General features: G+C 67.8%; 24 protein-coding genes, 1 tRNA gene and 1 other RNA gene. 9 read left to right on the top strand and 17 right to left on the bottom strand.

The window, feature by feature from the left end:
• The first annotated feature begins 49 nt into the window (after positions 1-49).
• Together C5B91_RS03595 and C5B91_RS03600 are read left to right on the top strand one after the other, a co-directional pair.
• Positions 50-1,138, top strand: a complete 1,089-nt coding sequence (locus C5B91_RS03595) for an NADH:flavin oxidoreductase/NADH oxidase (RefSeq protein WP_049968290.1) — start codon at positions 50-52, stop codon at positions 1,136-1,138.
• A gap of 71 nt (positions 1,139-1,209) precedes the next feature.
• On the top strand, positions 1,210-2,013 hold the full coding sequence (locus tag C5B91_RS03600) for a hypothetical protein (protein WP_008092591.1): 804 nt from the start codon (positions 1,210-1,212) through the stop codon (positions 2,011-2,013).
• Positions 2,014-2,052: 39 nt separating this feature from the next.
• Here the strand turns inward: C5B91_RS03600 and C5B91_RS03605 are convergent, their stop codons facing one another.
• The 3 genes from C5B91_RS03605 to C5B91_RS03615 are packed head-to-tail and all read right to left on the bottom strand — an operon-like array spanning position 2,053 to position 4,089.
• Positions 2,053-2,520 carry a hypothetical protein gene (locus C5B91_RS03605; RefSeq protein WP_008092593.1) on the bottom strand — a complete coding sequence of 156 codons (468 nt, stop codon included), beginning with the start codon at positions 2,518-2,520 and terminating at the stop codon, positions 2,053-2,055.
• Positions 2,521-2,560: 40 nt separating this feature from the next.
• Positions 2,561-2,938 carry an OB-fold domain-containing protein gene (locus tag C5B91_RS03610; RefSeq protein ID WP_115819105.1) on the bottom strand — a complete coding sequence of 126 codons (378 nt, stop codon included), beginning with the start codon at positions 2,936-2,938 and terminating at the stop codon, positions 2,561-2,563.
• Complete coding sequence (locus tag C5B91_RS03615; protein ID WP_008092597.1) at positions 2,938-4,089, bottom strand: acetyl-CoA acyltransferase; 1,152 nt, start codon at positions 4,087-4,089, stop codon at positions 2,938-2,940. Before C5B91_RS03615 ends, C5B91_RS03610 begins: the two co-directional genes overlap by 1 nt.
• Positions 4,090-4,182: 93 nt before the next feature.
• Between C5B91_RS03615 and C5B91_RS03620 the strand changes: the two genes are divergently transcribed.
• The gene (locus tag C5B91_RS03620) at positions 4,183-4,596 is read left to right on the top strand and encodes a hypothetical protein (protein WP_008092598.1); all 414 of its coding nucleotides are present in this window, start codon (positions 4,183-4,185) and stop codon (positions 4,594-4,596) included.
• 150 nt (positions 4,597-4,746) lie between these two features.
• Positions 4,747-5,058: signal recognition particle sRNA (gene ffs, locus C5B91_RS03625), an RNA gene on the top strand.
• Positions 5,059-5,225: 167 nt separating this feature from the next.
• Here ffs and C5B91_RS03630 read toward each other — a convergent pair.
• The 10 genes from C5B91_RS03630 to C5B91_RS03675 form a co-directional block, all read right to left on the bottom strand.
• Positions 5,226-5,498, bottom strand: a complete 273-nt coding sequence (locus C5B91_RS03630; protein ID WP_008092600.1) for a twin-arginine translocase TatA/TatE family subunit — start codon at positions 5,496-5,498, stop codon at positions 5,226-5,228.
• Positions 5,499-5,697: 199 nt separating this feature from the next.
• Positions 5,698-6,468 carry an SDR family oxidoreductase gene (locus C5B91_RS03635; RefSeq protein WP_008092602.1) on the bottom strand — a complete coding sequence of 257 codons (771 nt, stop codon included), beginning with the start codon at positions 6,466-6,468 and terminating at the stop codon, positions 5,698-5,700.
• Positions 6,469-6,581: 113 nt separating this feature from the next.
• A tRNA-Gly gene (locus tag C5B91_RS03640) sits at positions 6,582-6,652 on the bottom strand.
• A gap of 177 nt (positions 6,653-6,829) precedes the next feature.
• On the bottom strand, positions 6,830-8,062 hold the full coding sequence (locus tag C5B91_RS03645; RefSeq protein ID WP_115819306.1) for a DUF4382 domain-containing protein: 1,233 nt from the start codon (positions 8,060-8,062) through the stop codon (positions 6,830-6,832).
• A 122-nt stretch (positions 8,063-8,184) separates the two neighbouring features.
• Positions 8,185-9,213 carry an NAD(P)/FAD-dependent oxidoreductase gene (locus tag C5B91_RS03650; protein WP_008092605.1) on the bottom strand — a complete coding sequence of 343 codons (1,029 nt, stop codon included), beginning with the start codon at positions 9,211-9,213 and terminating at the stop codon, positions 8,185-8,187.
• A 118-nt stretch (positions 9,214-9,331) separates the two neighbouring features.
• Entirely contained in the window at positions 9,332-10,000 is a 669-nt protein-coding gene (locus tag C5B91_RS03655) for a class I SAM-dependent methyltransferase (protein ID WP_115819106.1), read from the bottom strand.
• Positions 10,001-10,085: 85 nt separating this feature from the next.
• Positions 10,086-12,212 (bottom strand): type II secretion system F family protein, encoded by a 2,127-nt coding sequence (locus C5B91_RS03660; RefSeq protein ID WP_115819107.1) that lies wholly within the window; start codon positions 12,210-12,212, stop codon positions 10,086-10,088.
• A gap of 1 nt (position 12,213) precedes the next feature.
• Positions 12,214-13,908 carry a type II/IV secretion system ATPase subunit gene (locus C5B91_RS03665; RefSeq protein WP_115819108.1) on the bottom strand — a complete coding sequence of 565 codons (1,695 nt, stop codon included), beginning with the start codon at positions 13,906-13,908 and terminating at the stop codon, positions 12,214-12,216.
• A gap of 101 nt (positions 13,909-14,009) precedes the next feature.
• Positions 14,010-14,507 (bottom strand): hypothetical protein, encoded by a 498-nt coding sequence (locus C5B91_RS03670; protein WP_008092609.1) that lies wholly within the window; start codon positions 14,505-14,507, stop codon positions 14,010-14,012.
• A 94-nt stretch (positions 14,508-14,601) separates the two neighbouring features.
• Positions 14,602-14,970 (bottom strand): cupin domain-containing protein, encoded by a 369-nt coding sequence (locus C5B91_RS03675; protein WP_115819109.1) that lies wholly within the window; start codon positions 14,968-14,970, stop codon positions 14,602-14,604.
• A gap of 140 nt (positions 14,971-15,110) precedes the next feature.
• Between C5B91_RS03675 and C5B91_RS03680 the strand changes: the two genes are divergently transcribed.
• Together C5B91_RS03680 and C5B91_RS03685 are read left to right on the top strand one after the other, a co-directional pair.
• Positions 15,111-15,584, top strand: coding sequence for a DUF5793 family protein (locus tag C5B91_RS03680; protein WP_008092612.1), 474 nt, complete (start codon positions 15,111-15,113; stop codon positions 15,582-15,584).
• Between the two features lie 124 nt (positions 15,585-15,708).
• Entirely contained in the window at positions 15,709-16,335 is a 627-nt protein-coding gene (locus C5B91_RS03685; RefSeq protein WP_049968298.1) for a uracil-DNA glycosylase family protein, read from the top strand.
• Positions 16,336-16,745: 410 nt separating this feature from the next.
• On the opposite strand, the gene C5B91_RS03690 is transcribed toward C5B91_RS03685, so the two are convergent.
• The gene (locus C5B91_RS03690; protein WP_008092616.1) at positions 16,746-17,420 is read right to left on the bottom strand and encodes an MBL fold metallo-hydrolase; all 675 of its coding nucleotides are present in this window, start codon (positions 17,418-17,420) and stop codon (positions 16,746-16,748) included.
• A 62-nt stretch (positions 17,421-17,482) separates the two neighbouring features.
• Positions 17,483-18,631, bottom strand: a complete 1,149-nt coding sequence (locus C5B91_RS03695; RefSeq protein ID WP_115819110.1) for a J domain-containing protein — start codon at positions 18,629-18,631, stop codon at positions 17,483-17,485.
• Positions 18,632-18,797: 166 nt separating this feature from the next.
• Here C5B91_RS03695 and C5B91_RS03700 point away from each other — a divergent pair, with 166 nt between their 5' ends.
• Together C5B91_RS03700 and C5B91_RS03705 are read left to right on the top strand one after the other, a co-directional pair.
• Complete coding sequence (locus tag C5B91_RS03700; protein WP_115819111.1) at positions 18,798-19,790, top strand: MBL fold metallo-hydrolase; 993 nt, start codon at positions 18,798-18,800, stop codon at positions 19,788-19,790.
• 26 nt (positions 19,791-19,816) lie between these two features.
• Entirely contained in the window at positions 19,817-20,107 is a 291-nt protein-coding gene (locus tag C5B91_RS03705) for a DNA-directed RNA polymerase subunit L (protein WP_004970976.1), read from the top strand.
• A gap of 51 nt (positions 20,108-20,158) precedes the next feature.
• On the opposite strand, the gene C5B91_RS03710 is transcribed toward C5B91_RS03705, so the two are convergent.
• Together C5B91_RS03710 and hisF are read right to left on the bottom strand one after the other, a co-directional pair.
• A complete protein-coding gene (locus C5B91_RS03710) occupies positions 20,159-20,719 on the bottom strand; it encodes a DUF1684 domain-containing protein (protein WP_008092626.1) in 561 nt (186 codons plus the stop codon).
• Between the two features lie 132 nt (positions 20,720-20,851).
• Positions 20,852-21,664: an imidazole glycerol phosphate synthase subunit HisF gene (gene hisF, locus C5B91_RS03715; RefSeq protein WP_008092627.1), complete on the bottom strand. Its 813-nt coding sequence runs from the start codon at positions 21,662-21,664 to the stop codon at positions 20,852-20,854.
• 190 nt (positions 21,665-21,854) lie between these two features.
• Here hisF and C5B91_RS22290 point away from each other — a divergent pair, with 190 nt between their 5' ends.
• Positions 21,855-22,010 (top strand): hypothetical protein, encoded by a 156-nt coding sequence (locus tag C5B91_RS22290; RefSeq protein ID WP_181950698.1) that lies wholly within the window; start codon positions 21,855-21,857, stop codon positions 22,008-22,010.
• The last annotated feature ends 114 nt before the right edge of the window (positions 22,011-22,124 follow it).

Here is a 22,124-nt window from a genome sequence, read left to right on the forward strand (position 1 = left end):
CATCACCGGAACCGAGGGGGGTTTTTCCGCCCCCGCCCAATCGGGGTCGATGACGGACACGCTCTTTACGCCGCTTTCGCTCCGCGACACCGAGGTTCGGAACCGAATCATGGTCTCGCCGATGTGCCAGTACTCCTCGACCGACGGGTTCGCCGAGGACTGGCATCTCGTCCACCTCGGAAGCCGCGCCGTCGGCGGCGCGGGCATCGTCATGTCCGAGGCGACGGCCGTCTCCCCTGAGGGTCGCATCTCGCCGAACGACCTCGGAATCTGGTCGGACGACCACGTCGAGAAGCTTCAGCAGATAACCTCGTTCGTCTCGTCGATGGGGAGCGTACCGGCAATCCAACTCGCCCACGCGGGCCGAAAGGCGAGCAAGTCCCGGCCGTGGGAGGGGAGCGAGCCGGTCGCGCCCGAAGACGGCGGATGGACCACCGTCGCCCCCAGCGACGTGCCGTGGCCCTACGAGGGCGAGGCCCCGCCGCTCCGGAAGCTCTCGACCGACGGAATCGAAGGCGTCGTCGACGACTTCCGCGCCGCGGCCGAGCGCGCCCTCGACGCCGGCTTCGAAATCGCCGAGGTCCACGCGGCCCACGGCTACCTCCTCCACGAGTTCCTCTCGCCGATCACGAACCACCGCGACGACGAGTACGGCGGCTCCTTCGAGAACCGGACGCGGCTCCTCCGCGAGGTCACGCAAGCGGTCCGGGAGGTCTGGCCCGACGACAAGCCCGTCTTCGTCCGCATCTCCGCGACCGACTGGCTGGACGACCGCGAGTCGTGGGACATCGAGCAGTCGGTCCGCCTCGCGGCCGACCTCGACGACCTCGGCGTCGACCTCGTCGACGTGAGTGCCGGCGGCATCCACCCCGACCAGCGCATTCCGAACACCGGCCCCGGCTATCAGGTTCCCTTCGCGGAGGTCATCCGCGAGGAGACCGACATGATGGTCGGCGCGGTCGGCGGCATCCGAACCGCCCGCCACGCCGACGAAGTCGTCAGCAACGGGCGAGCCGACCTCGCCATCGTCGGCCGCGAGCACCTTCGCGACCCGTACTTCGCGCTCCACGCCGCCGAGGAACTCGACGCCGACGCGGAGTGGCCGCCGCAGTACCAGCGCGCGGTCCCGCGCCGGTAGGGGTCGACCTCGGCCCGCGCGGGTTCGCCACCCCTCGAACGCTTATCCCCGCGGCGACCCAACCGTTGGCCATGAGCGACCGACGACGCGACGACGACATCCTCGATTTACTCGACGAACTCGGGGACACGCTCGACGAACTCGGCGCGGAACTCCGCGAGGAGCGCGACCGCAACCGCGGCCGCGGCCGACGCGTCACCGGCGACGACCGCTTTCGGCCCCCGCGTCCGCCGACGTTCGGCGAGGTACTGCGATTCACCGAGTCGTACACCATCCCGACGGTCATCGCCGTCCTCGAAGCGACCATCGCCTCCCTCGAACTCCTCCGCCGTCTCATGCGGCTGTCCGACCCCGGCCGCGCGATGGAAGACGCCAGAAGCGAGACGGAGTCCCGGATGCGAAACGTCCCGAAGAGCGCCGTCTCCGGCGTCGACCGCGCCCTCGACGAACTCAGAAACGCGCTGTCGGAGGCCGACCTGCCGACGAACCCCGAGGCGCGCGACGTGATGGACCGCGCCCGCTCGCTCGCCGACGAACTCGACGAGCGAATCACCGAGGCCGAGCGCGAGCGAACGACCCGAGAGCGTCGCTGGCGCGAGGACGAACGAACGTTCGAATCGGAGTGGCAACGGCGTGACGACGCCCGGCGTTCCCGCGACGAGAGCCGCGTCTCAAGCGACGCCGAACCGGTCGGCACGGGGCCGGTCCGAATCGACGTGACAGAAGAGGCCGACCCGGACGGCGGGGACGACGAGAGCGACGGACCCAAAGTCGACGTCGACGCCGAACTGGAGTCGATTAAGCGCGAGGTGAAGGGCGACGACGACGGTGACGGGTCCGACGCCGATGCGGGCGACGAGCCGAGTGACCGCTGAGCGGCGGAACACGCGCCCTCCGTGCCGAGCGATTCCCGGTTACCGCGCCGGTCGAACGTCCACGCGAACCAGGTCGCCGACCCACGCCGCAAGCGCGAGGAGCGCGATGCCCGCGCCGCCGGTCACGAGGACGGGCGTGAACTGCACGCCGTTGACGAGGACCAACAGCGCGAACAGCAGCGAGATGACGCCCACGACCGCCAGCGCCGACGCCACGCCGACGCGCCACCATGCGAGCCCGGCCGTCTTCGACTTCCCGCGGACGACACGGGAGACGCCCGCGGCGACGACGCCGAGGCCGACGAGATAGGCGGCGAAACGCAGGTCGTAGCCCGCACCCGCGGACCCGAACGCGACTTCGAGAGCGTCGAAGCCGACGATGAGCAGGTACGTCGGCAGTTGGAACGGTTGGAACTGGATGCCGTAGCCGAGCCCGTACAGCCCGGCCAGTACCGCCGTGGCGACCGCCGCGTCGCGCGCGAAGGAGACGCCGCTGGTGCGGTTCATACGGGAGATAGAAGGTGTAGTTATATCAACACTCGCCCGCTCAGCGCGGTTCGAAGCGGTAGCCGTCCCACTCCTGACTCGCGGGCTCACGGATGCCCGCACCGGGTTCGCGGAGTTCCTCGCAGTAGACCGGTCGAACCTCGTCGCCGATGTCGACGTCGTCCTCGCCAGTGACCTGCCCGATGGCTCGGACGGGCTCGCCGTCCACGTCGAACTCGACGATGGCGAGCGTGTTGGGCTGGCGGACGCCCGGCGGTGTCGCCGTCGATTTCGTCCACGTCAGCACCGTCGCCGTGTAGTCGCTGAGGTCGACCGTGCCGACCGGTTCCTCGCCGCCGGGACCGACCGGGTGGCCGGGGTAGGTGATGCTCCCGTCGGGGTAGCGGTACGCCTCCATCGCGGGTACGTTGTCGGACATTATCGGGACTCCATGATGGTCGTGGTCACGCAGTTGCCGAAGCCGCCGACGTTGCACGCGAGGCCCACGTCGGCGTCGACCTGCCGCTCGCCTGCGTCACCGATGAGCTGTTTGTAAATCTCGTACACCTGCGCGACGCCCGAGGCCCCGAGGGGGTGGCCCTTCGACTTCAGGCCGCCGGACGTGTTGATGGGGAGGTCGCCGTCGCGGTCCGTGACGCCCTCCTCGACCGCCTTCCAGCCTTCGCCCTTCTCGAAGAAGCCGAGGTCCTCCGACTGGAGGAACTCGAGGATGGTGAACATGTCGTGGAGTTCAGCCACCTCGATGTCGTCAGGTTCGAGGTCGGCCATCTCGTAGGCGATTTCAGAGGAGTTGACGACCCCGCCCATCGTGGTCGGGTCGGCGCGCTCGTGGACGACGTGGGTGTCGGTCGCGCCGCCGATGCCGGAGATGACGGCGTAGTCGTCGGTGTACTCGCGGGCGACCGACTCGGGGCAGAAGACGAGCGCCGCCGAGCCGTCGGTGATGGGACAGAAGTCGTAGAGGCGAAGCGGGTCGGCGACGATTGGCGAGTCCATGACGGTGTCGAGGTCGACCTCCTTTCGGAACTGGGCGTGGGGGTTGTCGACGCCGTTTTTGTGGTTCTTGACGGCGACCTTCCCGAGCGACTCCCGCGGGGCGTCGTAGGTGTCGAGGTAGAGCCGTGCGGTCAGCCCCGCGAAGGAGGGAAGCGTCACGCCGTGTTTGTACTCCACCGGATGCGTCAGCGAGGCGATGACGTCGGTCGCCTCGGCGGTCGAGCGGTGGGTCATCTTCTCGCCGCCGACGAGCATCGTCATGTCGGACGCGCCGGAGGCGACCGACTGCCACGCGGCGTAGACGCCCGCGCCGCCGGACGACGAGGTCTGGTCGATTCGGGCGGTGTAGGCGGGCATCGCCGCGAGGTCGTGAGCGAGGGCGTTCGGCACGCCCGTCTGGCCCTCGAACTCGCCGCTCGCCATGTTCGAGACGTAGAGGTGCTCGATTTCGTCGGGCGAGACGTCGGCGTCCGCGAGGGCGGCCTGTCCCGCTTCCGCGAGCAGTTCGCGAATCCACGCGTCTCGCTGCCCGAACTGGGTCATCGATGCACCGATAATCGCTACGCGGTCCATACGCGCACGTCGTCGCAGCGCGATTTAAAACCGGGCAATCCCTCGCCGGCACGTCTCAAACCGTTTATCAGTCGGTCGCCCGAACGACCGGCCATGGACGCCGAACGCCTCGCGCCGGCCGTCGGAATCGTCGGCGCGCTGCTCCTCGCAATCGCCGTCGCGGTTCCCGCCGTCGCCATCGAGGGCGGGGACGGACAGGTGGCCGCCTACTACGCCGCGGGCCCGGTCGGCATCTCGTTCGTCGGGATGCTCGCGCTTCTCGAAACCATCGTCTTCCTCTCCGGCAGACAGGAGCGGACCGACCCGGCGACGGCCGCCGGACTCGCCTTCGTCCTCTCGCTTTCGATGCTCGGCATCGCCGCGCTGTGGTCGTTCTCCATCGACCCGACGCTCCTGTTCAGCTTCGACCAGCAGTACTCGTGGCTCACCTACCACCGCTGGTCAGTCGTGGCCGCCGCGTTCGTCACCTTCGTCGGCGGCGCGTGGTACGCCCGCGGCGTGTTGTAAGCCGGCGTCGGCGGTGCCGGAGTCGATGCCGGTGTTGACTCGTTTTCTCGCGCTCCGCTCTCGGAGCGCCGCGTCGAACCACCCCGACGGTGTCCCCCGATTTTACCGCATCCGAGTCGAAAGGCCCTTAACAGTCGATGGATAATGAGGGAGTGGACTAGGTCGGGCAGTTAGGCCCTGCTCTCTACCCGCGAAATAGGTCTTCAGCGGGGACCGAACACGGGCGCGTCCGGTCAGACCGGCGCGGGCCCCGGAAGCCAACGTAGAAACCTCGTCCTTCGGGGACAGCGGCTCCGCGTACCCCTTCCGCAGGGAAGGGTTCGCGCGGTTCATCGGTGGTACCCCGCCAGGCGCGGAAGCGAGCAGCGGACCATCGGACGTGCGTCGCTCGAGGGATCGCGGGGTGGAGGAGGCAACCGGGATTCCCCACGTCGGAACGCCGGGCAACCTCGCTGTCCACCCATTCATACCTCATCGTAGTTACCCGCCGACCGACCGGTCTCTCGGTCGCGGATTCGACGTATAGAGTCCAAGAGCCCTCGCTCCGGCGGCACGTACCGCACGCGCGACTGTCGGTACTCGGCGAACTGAAATACCGCACAAGGGGTCTGTTCCCCCGGGGGAGACGCTTACTGTTTGTTCTCGGCTTCCGTCTCGGTCGCTTCGGCCTCAGCCTCGGTCTCGTCTTCTTCGTCGTCGTCGTTCTCGCCTTCCTCTGCGCCCTTCTTCAGTTCGTCTTCGATCTCCTCGCGGCCGCGGCGGAACTCGCCCATCGCCTGGCCCGACGACCGGGCCAGTTGGGGGAGTTTGTTCGCGCCGAACAGGAGGACGATGATGAGCAGGACGATGAGCAGTTCTGGGCCGCCCGGGAGTCCGGGGAACAGTGGAATGGAATCCAGCATTACGTTCGGTTACGTTCGGGGGGAAGATAAGAGAGACGGTCCGGGATTGAGGCCCGAAGTCGCCGTAGTCCGCGTATTTCGGGGGCTCATGGAGTTCGAGCGGCACGACGGACCGAGCGTCGGACCGACCGCGTCAACCGCGCATCGGTCCCGTCTCAACCTCGGAACTGACCGCGTCAGCCACGGGCCAACCCCGGCGTCACCGCCAACTGGTCCAGCCGCCGTCGACGACGATGGATTCGCCGGTGACGTACTTCGAGAGGTCGCTGGCGAGGAAGACCGCCACGCCGGCCACGTCGTCCGGTTCGCCCTGCCGACCGAGCGGAATCATCGCGTTCAACTGCGCCATCTGTTCCTCGCTCGTCTCCTCGGCCCCTTCGGGACCGATTTTCGTCTTGATAGCGCCGGGGTGAATCGCGTTCACCCGGACGTTGTCCCCGCCGAGTCCGTGGGCGAGCGAGTACGAGAGCGTCCGGACGGCCCCCTTCGACGCGCTGTACGACGGGTAGTTGCCGTTGCCGAAGATGCCGTTGACGCTAGAGATGTTGATGATGCTCCCGCCGCCGGATTCGACCATCCGCGTTGCGGCCGCCTGCGCCCCGAAGTACACACCCTTCAGGTTGATGTCCATCATCTCTTGGAACTCGTCTTCGGTGACTTCGAGGAAGTCTTCGGGCCGCCAGATGCCGGCGTTGTTCACCATCACGTCCACGCCGCCGAACGCCTCGGCGGCGTCCATCGCCTCCTCGAACGCGGCCGGGTCGGTCACGTCGAGTTCGACGTACGTCGCCGACGAGTCGGTGTCCGATTCGATTTTCTCGTGGGTCGACGCGCCGCCTTCCTTCGGCTCTTCGCGGATGTCGCAGACAACCACGTCCGCGCCCGCCTCGGCGTAGGCCAGCGCGATTCCCCGTCCGATACCCGAGCTACCGCCGGTGACGACCGCGACGCGGCCGTCGAGTAAACTCATCTGTAATACACCTCACACGAATATGGAGGGAACGATAGTTAAGGATAGCCGCCAGTTCCGACGACGTGAGAGTCGCTGAACGCTCTCCGTGGCGAACAGCGGTCCGAAGAAGATGCACCGGCTGGGAATCGAACCCAGATAATTGGCTTGGAAGGCCAATGTCTTACCATTAGACCACCGGTGCTCATTTCATTCGCACCGTGCATCGACGGACGGAGTCCGTCTCAACACCGGTGCTCGCTCGCTTCACTCGCTCGCACCGAGCCTCGGCCTCGCTTCGCTCGGCCGAGACACCGGTGCGCGCGAACGTCGCGTCTATCCCTTCATTCTCGACGCCCCAATAAGGATGTTACCTTTTCGGTCAGGCGACGAGGGAGGGCGATTCGCCGCCCCCAGCGGGGCTGTCGGGGGCGCTCCCGAGGAATTCGAACTCGAACTCCGTCTCGGATTCGGTCTCCCCGTCGACGACGACCACCGTCACGTCTCGCTCGTCGGGGATGGCGATGCCTAACTCACCGTCGGCGTCGGTCGTGCCGGCGGTCTCGTCGTTTATCGTCACCGTCGCGTTCTCCACGGGCGCCCCGTTCCGCGTGACGACGACCGTCACGTTCTCGCCGGCGGAGACGTTCCCGTCGAAGCTCACGGTGAGGTCGCTCTCGGCGTTGAGTTCGGCGCGCTCGCCGTCATCGGTCCCGTTTTCGCCCGCTTCGACCTCGGCGTTCGCGTCACCCTCGGCCTCGGCCTCGGCTTCCGCCTCCGCCTCGGCCTTCTTCTCCGCGCCGACCTTCGTAATCGGCACGTCCGTCCCCGACTCGCTCACGACGGGCTTGAGGATGTACTTCCCGCTGTTGCCCGCCTCGAACGCGGTGATGTCGAAGACGAAGTCAACGGATTCGCCGTTGCCGACTTCGAAGTCCGTGTTGAGCTGAAGCTTGTTACTCGGGAGCTTCACGTTGACCTGTTCGCCGGTCTTCAGCGTCCCGTTCACGTCGCCCACGTGCACGAAGACCTTCGTGTAGTTGCCCTCTGGCACGTCGTACTCGCCGACGAGACTCGCGTTTTCGCCCTGCAGTTCGGTCAGGTCGACGGTCACGTTGTCGACCTCGTAGGTGACGCTCGACTCGCCCTCGGCCGCGTCGGTGTCGTTCACGTCGGCCGATTCTTCGACCTCGGCGTCGGCGTCGGCGTCGGCGTCGGCGTCGGCGTCGGCGTCGACCGACCCGTTGGTCGAGACGGACGTGTTCGTCGCGTTCGCCGTCGCGTTGGCTTCGAGTTCGACCTCGACGCTCGCGTTCGCCTCCGCGTCGGCGTCCGTGTCGTTCTCGTCGGCCTCGGATTCCGCGTCCTCGGTTTCGACCTCGCTCTCCGACTCGGCGTCGCCGTCCGCGCGGACGAGCGTCACGCGCTCGATGGTGACGTTAAGGTGCTCGAAGTCCGCGATGGCGTTCTGCTCGTCGCTCACGTAGAAGTTCACGGTCCCCGTCCGGGCGGCGTCGCCGTCAGACGACGCGGTCGTCGTCGCGTCGGCGGCCCCGTCGGTCTGCGTCTCGGTCAGCGTGCCGGTCCCGCCCGCGCAGCCGGCCAGTACGACCATGAGCGCGAGCAAGACAGTCGCAAGTCCAGTACGTTTCATCGTGAGAGACCGTACTGGCCGAGAGAACTTTAGAAGGGTGTTCGTACGCCTCGGTTTTCACCGAATTTCGCCGAATTACGGCCTCAGTCGTCCGCGTGTGATTCGTTAAACCGTTTCGCCTTGTCGAGCAGTCCGGGGGAGATGCCGGGCACGTCGTCGACGCTCACCGCGCCCTCGGCGCGAATCTCGTCGAGGCTCTTGGGGAACTCGCGGAGCTCCATGTGGATGGCGATGCCCGCCTTTGCGCCCTTGCCCATCGCCACCGGAATCTGGTTGTGACCGGGGGTGATGTCGCCGACCGCGAACACGCCGTCGGCGCTGGTCCGGCCGTGGTCGTCCACGGGGACCGTCTCGTCGTCGTTGAGCTCCACGTCGAGCGCCTCGAACAGCGTCGTGTTGTAGCTCGAGCCGTACATCGCGAAGCCGCCTTTGTACTCGCGGACGGTGCCGTCTTCGAACTCGAAGCTCTCCAGCCAGCCGTCGTCGCGCTTCGTCATGCCCGAAATCTCCGCTTCGACGATGTCGACGGGGTGCGCGCGGACGAGTTCGTCCGTCTCGTCGGACCACGTCGGCTCGTCGCCGCGGAGCAGCAGGTCCACCTCGTCGGTGAAGTTGAGCATTATCATGGCGACGTAGGCCGCGGAGTCCGAGTGGCCCATCACGTACACCGACTCGTCGACGAACATGTAGGCGTCGCAGTGCAGGCAGTAGTGCAGGCCCTTCCCGGTGCGGGGAAGCGGCGGGTCGGGGCGCTCGTCGTTGAAGCCGACGCCGAGGACGACGCGGTCGGCGACGAACTCGCCCTCGTTGCCGACGAGGCGGAACCGGCCGTCGTCCAACCGTTCCGCGTCGGTCACGAAGTCGCGGTGGATGTCGGTCCCGTAGTCTTCGAGTTGCCCGCGCGCGGTTTCGAGGAACTCGTTGCCAGAGACGTCCTCGGTGACGCCGATGACGTTGTGCGTGTCGAGCATCATGGCCGCGCGGCCGCCGCCGCGGTCCACGAGCGCGGTGTCGTGGCCCAGTCGCGTCGTGTAGAGCGCGGTCTGGAGGCCCGCGGGGCCGCCGCCCACGACGACAACCTCGTACTCCCGTGGTTCGTCGATTTCAGTCATACACGGGAATTCGTCGCGGCGCTCTTAAGCCCACATCACCTGTGCGCGGCCGGCATCCACCCGAAACGAGTTAGCAAACAACACGATTCTGCCCGACGCCCGAAACCGCCCGTGACGCTCAGCGCCCGCGAGGCTCAGCGCCCGCGACGACGGCGTAGCAGTTCCCGCTGGACACCGTCGATTCGACGACCGCGAGGTCGCTCGCGTCGAGGTCGGCGTCGAACTCGTCGGGCGCGTAGATGTGGTAAAATCGGGGCACCGTCTCGCCGCCGGGGAGCGTCCAGTCGACCGTCGTGTCGAAGCCGTCCTCGCGGTCGAACGTGTCGTGGGCGGTGCTCCACGCGCTGACGACCGCGCGGCCGTCGGCGTCGAGCACGCGCGCGAGTTCGTTCAGGCTCGCCACGCGCGCCGGCCGCGGCGCGAGGTGGTGAATCGTCGCCACGTACACCGCGAGGTCGAAGGCGCCGTCGGCGAAGGGGAGTCGCGAGGCGTCGCCCTGCACGAGTCCGGCGTCGAAGCCGCGCTCGGCCGCTCGCGCGACCGCCTCGTCGAGGAGGCCGCGACTCACGTCGAGGCCGACGACTTCCTCTGCGTGCGCGGAGAGGAGTTCCACGTGCCGGCCGTTGCCGCAGCCGAGGTCGAGCGCGCGGGCCGCCGCCCCCGACTCGGTCGCGTCGCTGACGAACGACTCGACTTCGGGCCACGGGTACTCGCGGGTCGAGGCGAAGTGCGACGCGATGCGGTCGTACGTCTCGCGGACCCCGTCTCGGGGTTCGTCTCCGTCCATGCCGGTCGGTCGAGGCGGTGAGACAAAGACCGCACGGGTCGCGGGCGGCGGTCGGGAGTCACGGGTCGCCGGACGGGCGCGGAACTTACATGAACATGAACGTCACGTAGGTGATGGCGAGCAGGACGGCGGCGTGTTTGACGCCGTCGGCGACCTGTCCCTCGCCGAGCTGTCCGGCGATGAGTCCCGAGCAGAGTCCCTGAATCGCCGTGACGTGGAAGAACAACAGCGTGTAGGAGTCGGTGTTCACGTCGCGGAGGCCGGAGAACGCGCCGGAGGTGACGCCCGCGACCTCGCCGGAGCCGATGGCACCGGCGCTGGCCTGCTCGACCGCTGGGATGAACGACACTGTCAGCGCGGCGACGATGCCGAGGAAGACGAGAAACGAGATGTAGATGACGAGCAGGTAGGTGACCATCTCCTGATTCCGCTCGCGGGCGAGTCGGCGGCTGTCTTGGGCCTCGTTGGCCGCGATGCGGAGCACGGGCGCGAGGTCGCCGCTCGCGCTCATCGCGTTGGTGATGAGCGTCACCGACCGCGACACCATCGGACTCGTCGTCCGGCGGTCCATCCGCCGGAGCGCGGTCTGGGCGTCGGCCCCCCAGTCGATGTCGCGGACGGCGCGGTCGACCTCGTCGCCGAGGGGGCCGAGGTCCGACGCGGACACCCGGCGGAGGCTCTGGACGACCGTCAGTCCGGCCTCGTTGACGCTCGCGAGGCGGTCGAGGAAGTCGGGCATGCTCCGCTCGATGGCTCGAATTCGCCGCTTCCGAAGCTCGTGGAACGCCGAGACGACGACGAGCGCGCCGATTGCGGCCTCCACGACGTGTTGGTCCACCGCGTCGGCGACGCCGAGGAGCGTCGGGTCGGCGGGGAACGTGGTCCGCAGGGCGACCCAGACGAGCCCCAGTGGAACGGTGAGCGCGAGCGTGGCGAGCGGGTGGCGGCCGAGGGTGTCGAGCGGGCGGTCGAACCAGTCGCGAACCGCGCGGAACCGGTCGTAGGCGGCGAGTCGCTCGCGGTTCGCGCGCCACGGGTCGCCTCGGGTGTCGGTCTCGCCGCCGTCGGTCGCCGGGGCCGAACCGACGCCGCCGTTCGCGTCGATGCGCCGGAGCGACGCGCCCGCGGCCTCCGCGTCGTCGTCGGCGACCGCCGCGCCCCGGAGCGACTCGGTGATGCTGTCGATGTAGACGACGAAGCCGAAACTCGCCAGCGGGATGCCGAGGTAGCCGACGATTCGGATGAGCGTCAGCGTGTCCGCGAGGACGAGACCGATGACGACGAGGACGGTGATGAAAAACAGCGGCCCGGCCACGAGGACGGTGACGTACACCTCGGCGAACGTCGACAGGAGGTCGAGATACTGCTGTTGTTGGGCCTCCGCCTCCGCCTGAAACCGCTCGTACTGCTCTTGGAGGAACGACGAGAGGTTGCGACCGCTCCCGAGCACGCTGGCGAGGTTCTCGGCGAACTCTTCGAGACTCGGGCTCGGCGTCCGCGTGGCCATCGTCTGGAGGGCGCTTAGCACGTCGGTTCCGAAGGCGTCCATGTCGCGGACGACGATACTGACCTCCCGCGCCGCCTCGCCGTAGATAGCCTCGTTTCGAGCCAGCGTCTCCAGCACCTGCGGGAACGGCATCCCCGACCGCGACAGCGCGAAGACGAACGCGACCGTCCGCGGGAGCGTCGCTTCGATTTCCGACGAGCGGGTGCGGGCGCGCTCGGTGAGGACGTACCACCGACCCCAGTAGACGCCGAGCGCGAGGAGCGACCCGAGCGTCGCGCTCGAAAGCAAGAGCGCGAGAAACAGGTCGCGGAGCGAGAGCGCCTGAATGCTCGTGAGCCCGCCGAGGAAGCCGAGGGCGGCCGGAAGAACTTCGCGAATCGTCTCGGACTGAACGGCGAGCGTTTCGAGGGTCACCGCGGCCAGATAGACGCCGAAGACGCTCCCGGCGACGCCGAAGACGGCCGCCATGAGGAGCGTCCGCGAGGCGTACACGCGGTGGGTGACGCTCACGTGGGCCGCTCGCAGTTGGTTTCGCTGCTCCCTGCGCCGGGGGTTCTCGTTGGCGACGTAGAAGCCGAAGACGGAGAGGGCGACCCGCGAGACGAGGAGGCCGGCCGAACGGCTCACCGGCGACAGGACGACGGGGAGAACGAGGAGGACGGCGAGAACGAGGGGGAGCAGGTACAGGTACTGCGCGGCGGCCATCTCAGGCCTCCGTGCCGGCGTCGACGATGTCCTCGTCGGCCTCGACGCGCCGCATCACGTCTTCGGAGTCCGCGTAGTACTCGTTGATGAGCGCGGTGAACCGCCGGTAGTCGGAGACGTCCTTGTCGAGGAGGTACCGGAGGAACACCTCGCGGCGACGGAGTTCCCGACGGAGTTCGGTCCGCGACCAGCCGTTCTCGCGCTGGATTTCGGTGAGGAGCGAGCTGTCGTTCCGGCTGAACGTGTCGGTCTCTGGCTCCCACGCGAACGCCGACGAGTAGTCGAGTTCGCCGGTCCGCTGGTCGATGTCGCCGATTTCGCCGATGGTCTGCGAGCGGCGGACGCGCTCGCCGTCGTGGCGGGTGAGCGTCTGGACGCACAGCAGGTCGAGCGACTGCACCATCGCGCGCGGGACGTTGATGGGCTCGTTTTCGAGGCGGTTGATGACCGTCTCGATGCTGTCGGCGTGCATCGTCGAGAACGTCGTGTGCCCCGTGTTCATCGCCTGGAACAGCGTCACGGCCTCGTCGCCGCGGACCTCGCCGACGATGATGTACTCGGGGCGGTGCCGGAGCGCCGAGCGAAGCAGGTCGTACATCGAGATGTCGGTCCCCTCGTGGAGTCGCTCGCGGGTGACAGACGACAGCCAGTTGTCGTGGTAGAGCGCGAGTTCGCGGGTGTCCTCGATGGACAACACCTTCGACCGCGGGGGGACGAACATCGACACCGCGTTCATCGAGGTGGTCTTCCCCGAGGCGGTGCCGCCCGCGAAGATGAGGCTCTTGTTGTGTTCGATGCAGAGCCACAGGTAGGCCATCTGCTCGATGGAGAACGTGCCGTAGCGAACGAGGTCGATGGGCGTGAACGGCTCTTCGGCGTAGAGGCGGATGGTGAAGGCTGACCCGCGCGGGGTGACCTCCTCGCCGAGGGCCAACTCGGCGCGCGCGCCGTTCGGGAGCGTCGTCCCGAGGACGGGGTCGCCGACGCTGATGTGCTGGCCGGAGCGCTGGGCGAGGCGGATGACGAAGTTGTCGAGTTCCTCGGCCTCGAACGAGACGTTGGTGGCGATGTCGGTGTACTCGTCGTGGTAGACGAAAAGCGGGAGGTCGTAGCCGTCACACGAGATGTCCTCGATGTGCGGGTCCTTCATCAGCGGGTCCAGGCGACCGTAGCCGTGGAAGTCCCGCCGGAGGTAGTACAACAGCGTGTAGAAGGTGTTCATGTCGAGTTCCAGCCCGTACTGCTCGAGAAGCGACTGGAGCTCTTCGACGAGCGCCGACTCGGTCCGCGGGTCCGCCTCGCGGCGGTACAAAAGCGGGTCGCGCACGTCGGTGCGAACGCGTTCGAGCAGCGACGCCTCGAACTCGTCGAGGTCGGGTTCGACGGTGTGGTACTGGTGGGCGGTCGCGTCCGTGTCGTAGGTGACGACGACGTAGGCGAAGGGGGCGTTCACCCAGTAACGCTCGACCTCCTCGTGGCCCTCGGGAATCTCGTAGGTCCCGAGCGGCGTGTCATCCGGCGTCAGCGGGAGCACGTCGAGCTTCGACCCCCGGAGCATCTCCGCGGTCCGGCGCAGGAGCCGCTGGGTCTCGGCGGTCGCGGCGTCGAACTCCCCGTCGGCGAGGAGTCGCAACACCCCTCGGTCACCCGGCGGGTCGCGCGTCGCCTTCGTCTCGCTCGTGATATCTCGTGCCATCGTCACCCGGTTGGTTGGTCGGGAGGTATGGGGGGTTGGAACTTAAAAGGTCCGCGCGGGAGATTGTCACTCGGCGAGAACGACCGGCCCGCGGCTCGCGTTCAGGTCCGGTCGACCGTTAGGAGCACGCCGGCGAGAACGAGCGAGATGACGACGCCGAGCGGGAGCGGGATACCCGGAAGCCCGCGCGTCGCGAGCAGATACGTCGCTGCGGCGAGGACGACGCCGACGACGCCGAGGAGGCCGCCGAGGACTCGAACGGGGTCGACCGGCCCGGCTTCGACCCGCTCGTCGCGCAGGTAATAGACGATGGAAAACAGGACCGCGAGCGCGAGGATGGCCGCGCCGACGACCCACGCTTGGTAGGCGACGGCGACGGTCTGTCCCGACTGCAGCGACAGCGCGGACAGCGGGCTCCTGACCGCGACGCGGCTGGAGAGGCCCCACGCGAACTGAATCTCGGCGAAGGGGAACCGGACGAAAAGCAGGCTCACGCCCGAGAGGTTCGGCGTGTACGTGACGTTCCACGGGAGGAGCGCGCAGAGCCACGTCGAGACGACGGCCAGCGCACCCGCGTGTTCGGAGCGGACCCAGACCATAGGACAATCGCACGGGCTGACAGGTAAAAACTACCGACAGTAGAGGCGGGCCATCGCGGCGACGTGGCGGGAACGAACACGCCCGGTTGACCCCTCAGGAGAGCCGTTCGGGGTCGCCGTGAGTCAGGTCGCTCTCCTCGGCGTCGCCGGTGTTGAGCGTCTCGGTCGGCTCGACGAGGAGGACTTCGGTCGGTTCGAGCGCCACGGGCCGGTGTTCGACGCCGCGGGGGACCACGAGGAGGTCGCCCGACCCGAGTACCGCGTCGTCGCGGTCGCGGAACTCGATTCGAAGCCGCCCGTCGCGGACGAGGAACAACTCGTCAGTCTCGTCGTGGGTGTGCCAGACGAACTCGCCGTCGAGTTTCGCGACCTTCACCGCGTAGTCGTTCAGCTCCGCGGCGATTCTCGGGGCCCACGTCTCGTCGAACGACGCGAAGCTCTCGTCGAGGTTGACGGGTTCCATATGCGGTCCGCTCGCGGCGGCGGCCGATAACCGTTGTGCAGAGAGCGCGTCGAACCGGCGTAATCGGCCGGTTTCGACGTCGGAACGACGGTCCGGCGGCGTCACGTTAATAGGCCGCGCAGTACAACCAACAGTACGGAATGCGGCGTGACTACTTCGAACTCGATGTCCGCGATGTCGATTGGTACGAGGACGACGGCGACCCTCGCCAACCGACGGTATCTATCGACTTCTACGGCCCGGCCGAGGAGCTCCGGTCGCGGTTCCTCTCGACCAGCGGCGACGTGCTCGCCGCGGAGGAACTGGACGTCTCCTTTCGGCTGCAAGACTCCGTCGACGACTCGGACGCCCGAGGCGTCGTGAGCGTGACGGACCGGCTCACCGGCGACTACGTCCTCGAACTCAACGCTCGCGCCGACGACGTGTTGGACTTCATCCGCGCGGCCCGCGAGTACGGGCGCGCCGCGGGCGACGACGAGGGGCGCTACCGCGTCGACGTGGCCATCGAGGGCGACCACTTCGAGACCTTCGGGAAATCCACGTTCCTCGTCTACGACGGCGACGGGACGCTCCTGCGGAGCCAGAGCCTCATCCCCTCGGGCGTCGAACTCTGACCGAGGTCCTCGGCGGGGCGACCGCGCGGACGACGTTCCCTCTCGACGCGTCCCTCACGCTCGTTCGTGTACGATATCGGGGCGAACCACGTCTTCTTTACCGACCGCTCCCACAGAGAGTACCGTGAGAAACGTAACCGACCGCACGAGAAACCCGTTCGACATGCGACCGTCGTGTGACCGGTACGTCCCCGGCTACGGCGACGCCAACGCCGACTTCCACGTCATCGGCGACCACCCCGGCGTCCACGGGGGCGTCGAGACCGGCATCCCCTTTTCGGGGGAGGCGGGCGACAGACTGTTCCCGGCGCTCGAAGGCGGCGAGTTGCTGGCCGAGGCGGGCGACGAACCGACGGTGAACCGCACGTTCTTCTCGTATCTACATATGTGCGTGCCGGACGGGACGCCGTCGGCGGCCGACTACACCGACATGGAGCGCTTTTTCGACGCGGAACTCCGCGCCATCGCCGCCCACGTCCTCCTGCCGGTCGGTGCGGTGGCGACGAAGCACGTCCTGAACAACTACACGTCCGTCGGCTGGAAGACCGACGTCGACATGGAGGTGCTCCACGGGAAAGAACTCCGCGGGAGCGGCTTTCTCGTGTTGCCCATCAAGGACCCCGACGAGTGGGACGACGGCGACCACGACGAACTCGTCGCCGGCCTGCTGGAACTCCAGTCGACCGACTTCCGCCGCGAGTCAGACCTCGGTCGCTTCATGCCCGGAGCGGACCCGTACCTGGTCAGATAGCGTATTTTCCGCCGTATTCGACCGTCGTCCGCGGATTCGATAGATTCTTCACGATTCTGCCGTTCGTTCGTCCAGTAACAACCATGAAGGTTACGATATGTTCAGTTGATGCGCCCATATGGCTCACATAAGAGCATATTTATCCAGTCGTTCTGGAGGGCGTGGTTCTAATTGGCGATAACAAAGGACTTTTTACAACTAGTGTCCAACGTGGTGTTGACGCGCGTGGTTCGATTCACTTCCGCCGGGCGCGTCAGGCAGCTGTGAGACTGGTGCTCCTCACAGTGGCTTGGTCAGTCCGGGGACCTGCGCTCGGCCGCGGTCCCCGCTCTTAACTCAGACACGAGCGACAGCCCGGTTTCTCGCCGTCACGCGACCCGTCATACCTCTCGAGAGCGGTCGCTGTCGGATTAGAGCTTGTCCGCGAGTCGCTTCAGCGCGCCGTATCCGTACGCCGTGACCGGTTCGCCGTGTCCCATGGCGACCACGTCGACCGGCGGACAGCGCGCCGCGAACTCGCGGACGCTCCGCCTGTTCTCCGCGGCGTCGGTCGCGAGTACCCCCGGCAACAGCCCGAGGCTCCCGTTCGACTCGCGGACCATGTCGCCGACGAACGCGACGCCGTGGTCCTCGTGGACGAACGCGGTGTGGCCGGGAGTGTGTCCCGGCGTCCGATACGCGACGAAGCCGCCGAGTTCGTCGCCGTCCCGGACGACCTCCACGGGGTTCGTCGGTCGGTCGAGAAACGACGTGAGCACGCGCTGCGCCGCGCCCTTCGCCGACCGGAGCGACGGCTTCGACGCGCCCGTCAGGTGCGAGGCGTCCGGCTCGGCGAGGTGAATCGGCACGTCGTCGCGGAGGCTGAGCGAGGCGAGCGTCCCGACGTGGTCGAGGTCGAAGTGGGTCACGAGCACCCGGTCGATAGCGCCGGGGTCGAGGTCCACGCGGGCGAGACCGCGGAGGAGTCGGTCGCGATCCCGCGGCGTCCCGGCGTCCACGAGCACCGTCTCCGAGCCGTCGGAGACGAGGTACGCGTTCACGCCGCGGAGTCGGAACCGCCGGACCGAGTCGGTCGGGATGGCCATACCGAACCGTCGGACGCGAACGACAAAAATCGTGGGCGACGGCGACGCCGCGGTTCGAGACGTTACCGCGAGGCGAAGAGATACCGACCCGCGTCGACGACGAATCCGCCGGCTCCGAGGAGCGGACAGACGACGAATCCGAGGAGGTCGACCGTGACGGGTCGCCCGACGCCGACCGCGCCGGCCGCCACGAGCGCCAGCGGCACGGTCGCCGCGAGCGCGTAGAACCACGTGGTCCACGCGTGGCCGAACCGAGCGATGACAGCGGCGAGCGAGACGGCGAGCAGCGCCGCCGCGACCGGAAAGACGAGCACCGTCGGCGTCGCTGCCGCGGCTTGCAGGGCCGCGAGGCTCGGCAGCGACAGCGGCGACGACGCGAGGAGTCCAGCGGCGGGCGCGGCGGTGTCGAGCGACGCGAGCGCGGTCACGAATCCCGCGCCGTCGTCCGCGAGGAGCCACGCGAAGCCGCCGAGGTACGCGAGGAGCGCGAGGAGCGAGACGCCCCACCCGTACCAAAGCGGGTTCGTCGACCCGGACGCGGTCGCGGCCGCCGACTCGGACCCGCCGCGTTCGCGTTCGAACCGGCCGGTCGTCCCCGTCCGACCGGACTGCGAGTTTCGGGCGCGGGTGCGCGACGACCCGCCCGCGGTGGTCGACTGTGTGGAGCCCGTGGACCGCGACGAGGACGACGAGGAAGCCGACCCCGAGGTGCGCGACCGACTCGACCGCGACGAACTCGCGTTCGAAGACGAAGACGACGCGCGTCCGGAACTCGACCGTCGGGAGGACGACGACCGGGACGACGAGGACGAAGAAGACGACCGACCGGAGGACGAAGAAGACGTCGTGGACGAAGACGACCGTCCGGTCGAGGACCGCGACGATGACGCCCGACTCGAAGTCGACCGACTGCCGGTTTCCGACCCGGAACCGTCGTTCTCTCCGGCTTTCCCGGGGTATTTGAACTTCGTCAGGCCGTCGAGCCGTTTCTCGACGTACGTCCCGTGACCCATCCGGTCGTAGTCGGCGCGCTCGGCGTCGTCGGTGAGGACTTCGTAGGCCTTCCGGACGACGGTGAACTGCGCAGTCGCTCGCTCGTCGTCGTTGACGTCGGGGTGGTACTCCCGAGCGCGCTGACGAAAGGCCTGCTTTATCTCCGCCGTCTCGGCGTCGCGTTCGACCCCGAGGAGTTCGTAGAAGTCCACCGGCATTCGACGTGCGATTCGATGCAACGCCGGCTTTTGAATGTACCGGGCGTTCGCCGGCAAGCCGGGGCGTCAACGGACCGACCGACGGCGACCGCCCGACAAACCGCGGGACGCTAGGCCCTCCGAGACCATTCGGAATAATCATGAACCTCGACGGCCAGGTGGCCGCATGGAACGGATACGGCTGGGTAACACCGTCTTCGAGGGCTTGAACAACGCCTACCTCCTCCCCGGCGACCGGCCGACGCTGGTCGACGCCGGCGTCGCGACCGACTCGGTCCGCCGAGACCTCCGCGAGGGACTCGACGCGGCCGGCTACGGGGTCGCCGACCTCGAAGCAATCGTCCTCACCCACTGGCACGCCGACCACGCCGGTCTCGCGGGCGAACTCCAGACCGAAAGCGGCGCGCCGGTGTACGTCCACGCCGACGACGCGGGCATCGTCGCGGGCGACCCAGACGCTATCGCGGCCGAGCGCGAGATTCGCGAGCGCCGCTTCGGGGAGTGGCGTATTCCCGAGGAACCGCTCGCCGAAGTGACCGCGTTCCTCGACGGCCACGACGACCTCCGGGGCGACCGGGTCGACGTGACGCCCGTCGAGGACGGCGACCGCATCGCCGCCGGCGACGGCGACCTCGAAGTCGTCCACCTCCCCGGCCACGCCGCGGGGCTGAGCGCCTTCGCCTTCGACGGCGAGCGCGGCCGCGAGGCGTTCGTCGGCGACGCGATTCTCCCGAAGTACACCCCGAACGTCGGCGGCGCGGACCTCCGGGTCGACCGCCCGCTCGAAACCTACCTCGACAGCCTCGCGCGCCTCGTCGACCTCGACTTCGCGCAGGCGTGGCCCGGCCACCGCGACCCCATCGACGACCCCGCCGGCCGGGCGCGCGTCATCGCCGAGCACCACCGCGAGCGCACCGAGCGCGTCGTCTCGGTCCTCGACGAACACGGCCCGGCCGACGCGTGGACCGTGAGCGCGCGCCTGTTCGGCGACCTCTCGGCCATCCACATTCTCCACGCCCCCGGCGAGGCGTTCGCCCACTTGGACCACCTCGTCGCCGAGGGCGTCGTCGCGGCCCCAGACGGCGACGGGCGGTACGAACTCCTCGACGCGGACCCGGACTTCGACGAACTGGTCGCGGTCCCCGAGACGAAACGTTAAAACGCCGCTGGAGGGAACGGAGAGCCATGGAACTGCGGGTCATCGACAAGACCGACGAGGAACTCCGCATCGAAATCGGCGGCGAGGACCACACCTTCATGAACGTCCTGAAGGGCGAACTCCTCCAGACCGACACCGTCACGGCCGCGACCTACGACGTGAACCCCGAGCAGTCCGGCGGACAGACGGACCCCGTCCTCTCTATCAAGACGGAGCCCGGCGTCGACCCCCTCGACGCGCTCGCGGAGGCCGCCCGCGGCGTCCAGCGCACCGCCGACGATTTCACCGACGCCTACCGCGCCGGTATCGACGCGTAATCTGCGGGTTCTCTCTCGTTTCGCTCCGACCGTGAGCGGTGCGTTTCTCGGTCATTCGCCTCCGCCGCCCGGGCCTTCGTAGTCCTTCTCGCCGGCTTCGATACGGACTTCGAGCCAGTTCTCCATCGGGACGAGCGGACACTCGTAGCGCGGGGAGTAGGCGCAAAACGGGTTGTACGCGTCGTTGAAGTCGACGACCCACCGGCCGTCGTCGGTCCGGTCCGCGGCTTCGAGGTCGAGGTAGCGGCCGGCCCCGTAGGTCTCCTCGGTGTTCGTCTCGTCGCGGAAGGGAACCCACAGGCGGTCCTCGTCGGCGTCGGCGCGGTAGGCGTCGAGGGAGTGCGTCTCGCCACCGACCTCGAACTCGAAGCGCCCCCACGCGAGGTACTCGCGCTCGCCGTCGGTGGTGGTGCCGATGGTGATGCGCTCGGGGTCGTCGTACGCCCGGAGTTCGAGTTCGAACCGGAGGTCGGGGTCGGGGTCGAAGTAGTCGAGGCCGTCGAAAAACTCCCGCTGGTCCGGCGGAATCGGCGAGTTGCGGTCCGCGGCGAGATAGCGGTCCTTCTCTTCGCGGTGTGTGCGGAGGGCTTCGAGCCACGCGTCGTCGGTCATCTCGGGTCGAGATACGGTGCGCCGGCGGGTTAAGATTAGTTCCGACTGCGCGGGGGGCGCACGACCGGCGGGCGGGGCCGGCGGCGGGCGCGAAAAGAGGGACGAAGAGAGACGGAGAAGGGACGTGGACGTTTACAGTCGAACCGGCACGTCGCGCTCGTCGAGGTACTCCTTGACGTCCCGAATGGTGTACTCGTCGAAGTGGAAGATGGAGGCGGCGAGACCGGCGTCCGCGCCGGCCTCGGTGAAGACCTCGTACATGTCTTCAGGGCCGCCACAGCCGGAGGAGGCGATGACGGGGGTCGAGACGCTGTCGCAGACGGCCTTCGTCAGCGGGATGTCGTAGCCGTCTTTCGTCCCGTCGGCGTCGATGGAGTTGATGAACAGCTCGCCCGCGCCGCGCGATTCGGCCTCGCGGGCCCACTCGACCACGTCGACGCCGGTTCCCTCGCGGCCGCCTTTGACCGTACACTCGAACCAGCAGGACTCGCCGTCGACCTCGACGTAGTGCTCGCCATCCTCGTCGTAGCGCCGCCGGGCGTCTACCGAGATGACGATGCACTGACTCCCGAAGGAGCGCGCGCCTTCCTCGATGAGGTCGGGGTTCTGGAGCGCCGCGGTGTTGATAGAGACCTTGTCCGCGCCGGCGCGGAGCGTCTCTTTGATGTCGTCGCGGGTGCGGATGCCGCCGCCGACGGTCAGCGGGATGAACACCTCGTCTGCGACCTTCGAGACGGTGTCGAGCATCGTCTCGCGCCCCTCCGCGGAGGCGGTGATGTCGAGGAAGACGAACTCGTCCGCGCCCGCCTCGTTGTACAGTTTGGCCATTTCGACCGGGTCGCCCGTGTACTTCAGGTCCTCGAAGTTGACGCCAGTGTAGACGGCCGGGTTCCCGTCCTCGTCGAGGTCGACGTCGATACAGGGGATGATGCGCTTCGTGAGCATTCGCTACCGAATCGTTGGCGAAAGAGCCGTTTCACCGTTTCGACTACGGCAGGTGGTGGGCGGAATTCCGACCACCTCGCCGAGTCGCCCGGTGACCGCGAGACTGAGCCGGTTCCCTCGCCGTCCCCCGCGGCAGAGCCACCTTGATGTCCCGTCCGTGAGAACCACGACGCGGGTTCCAGTTCGAACGATGGCGGATTCAGCCGAGCTACTCAGCCTGCTGGTGGTCGTCGAGTTCGTGGTGATGGCCGCGATAGTGGCGCTTCTGGTCCCGCTCGACGCCGCGATCCCGTTCCTCCCGCTCGCGCTCGCGTTTCTGGTCGTGCTGTATCTGTCCCGAACCTGACCGTGCTGCTCCGGTCCTGCCCCGTCCGGCGAGGCGTTCTCCCGCGACTGGCTGCCGACTCGCGGGCCGCGCCGTCCGCGGACGACGGTTAGGTGCGTTTTTGTACCGCGAACC

Source organism: Haloferax sp. Atlit-10N (genome assembly GCF_003586325.1).
GTDB classification, from domain to species: domain Archaea; phylum Halobacteriota; class Halobacteria; order Halobacteriales; family Haloferacaceae; genus Haloferax; species Haloferax prahovense.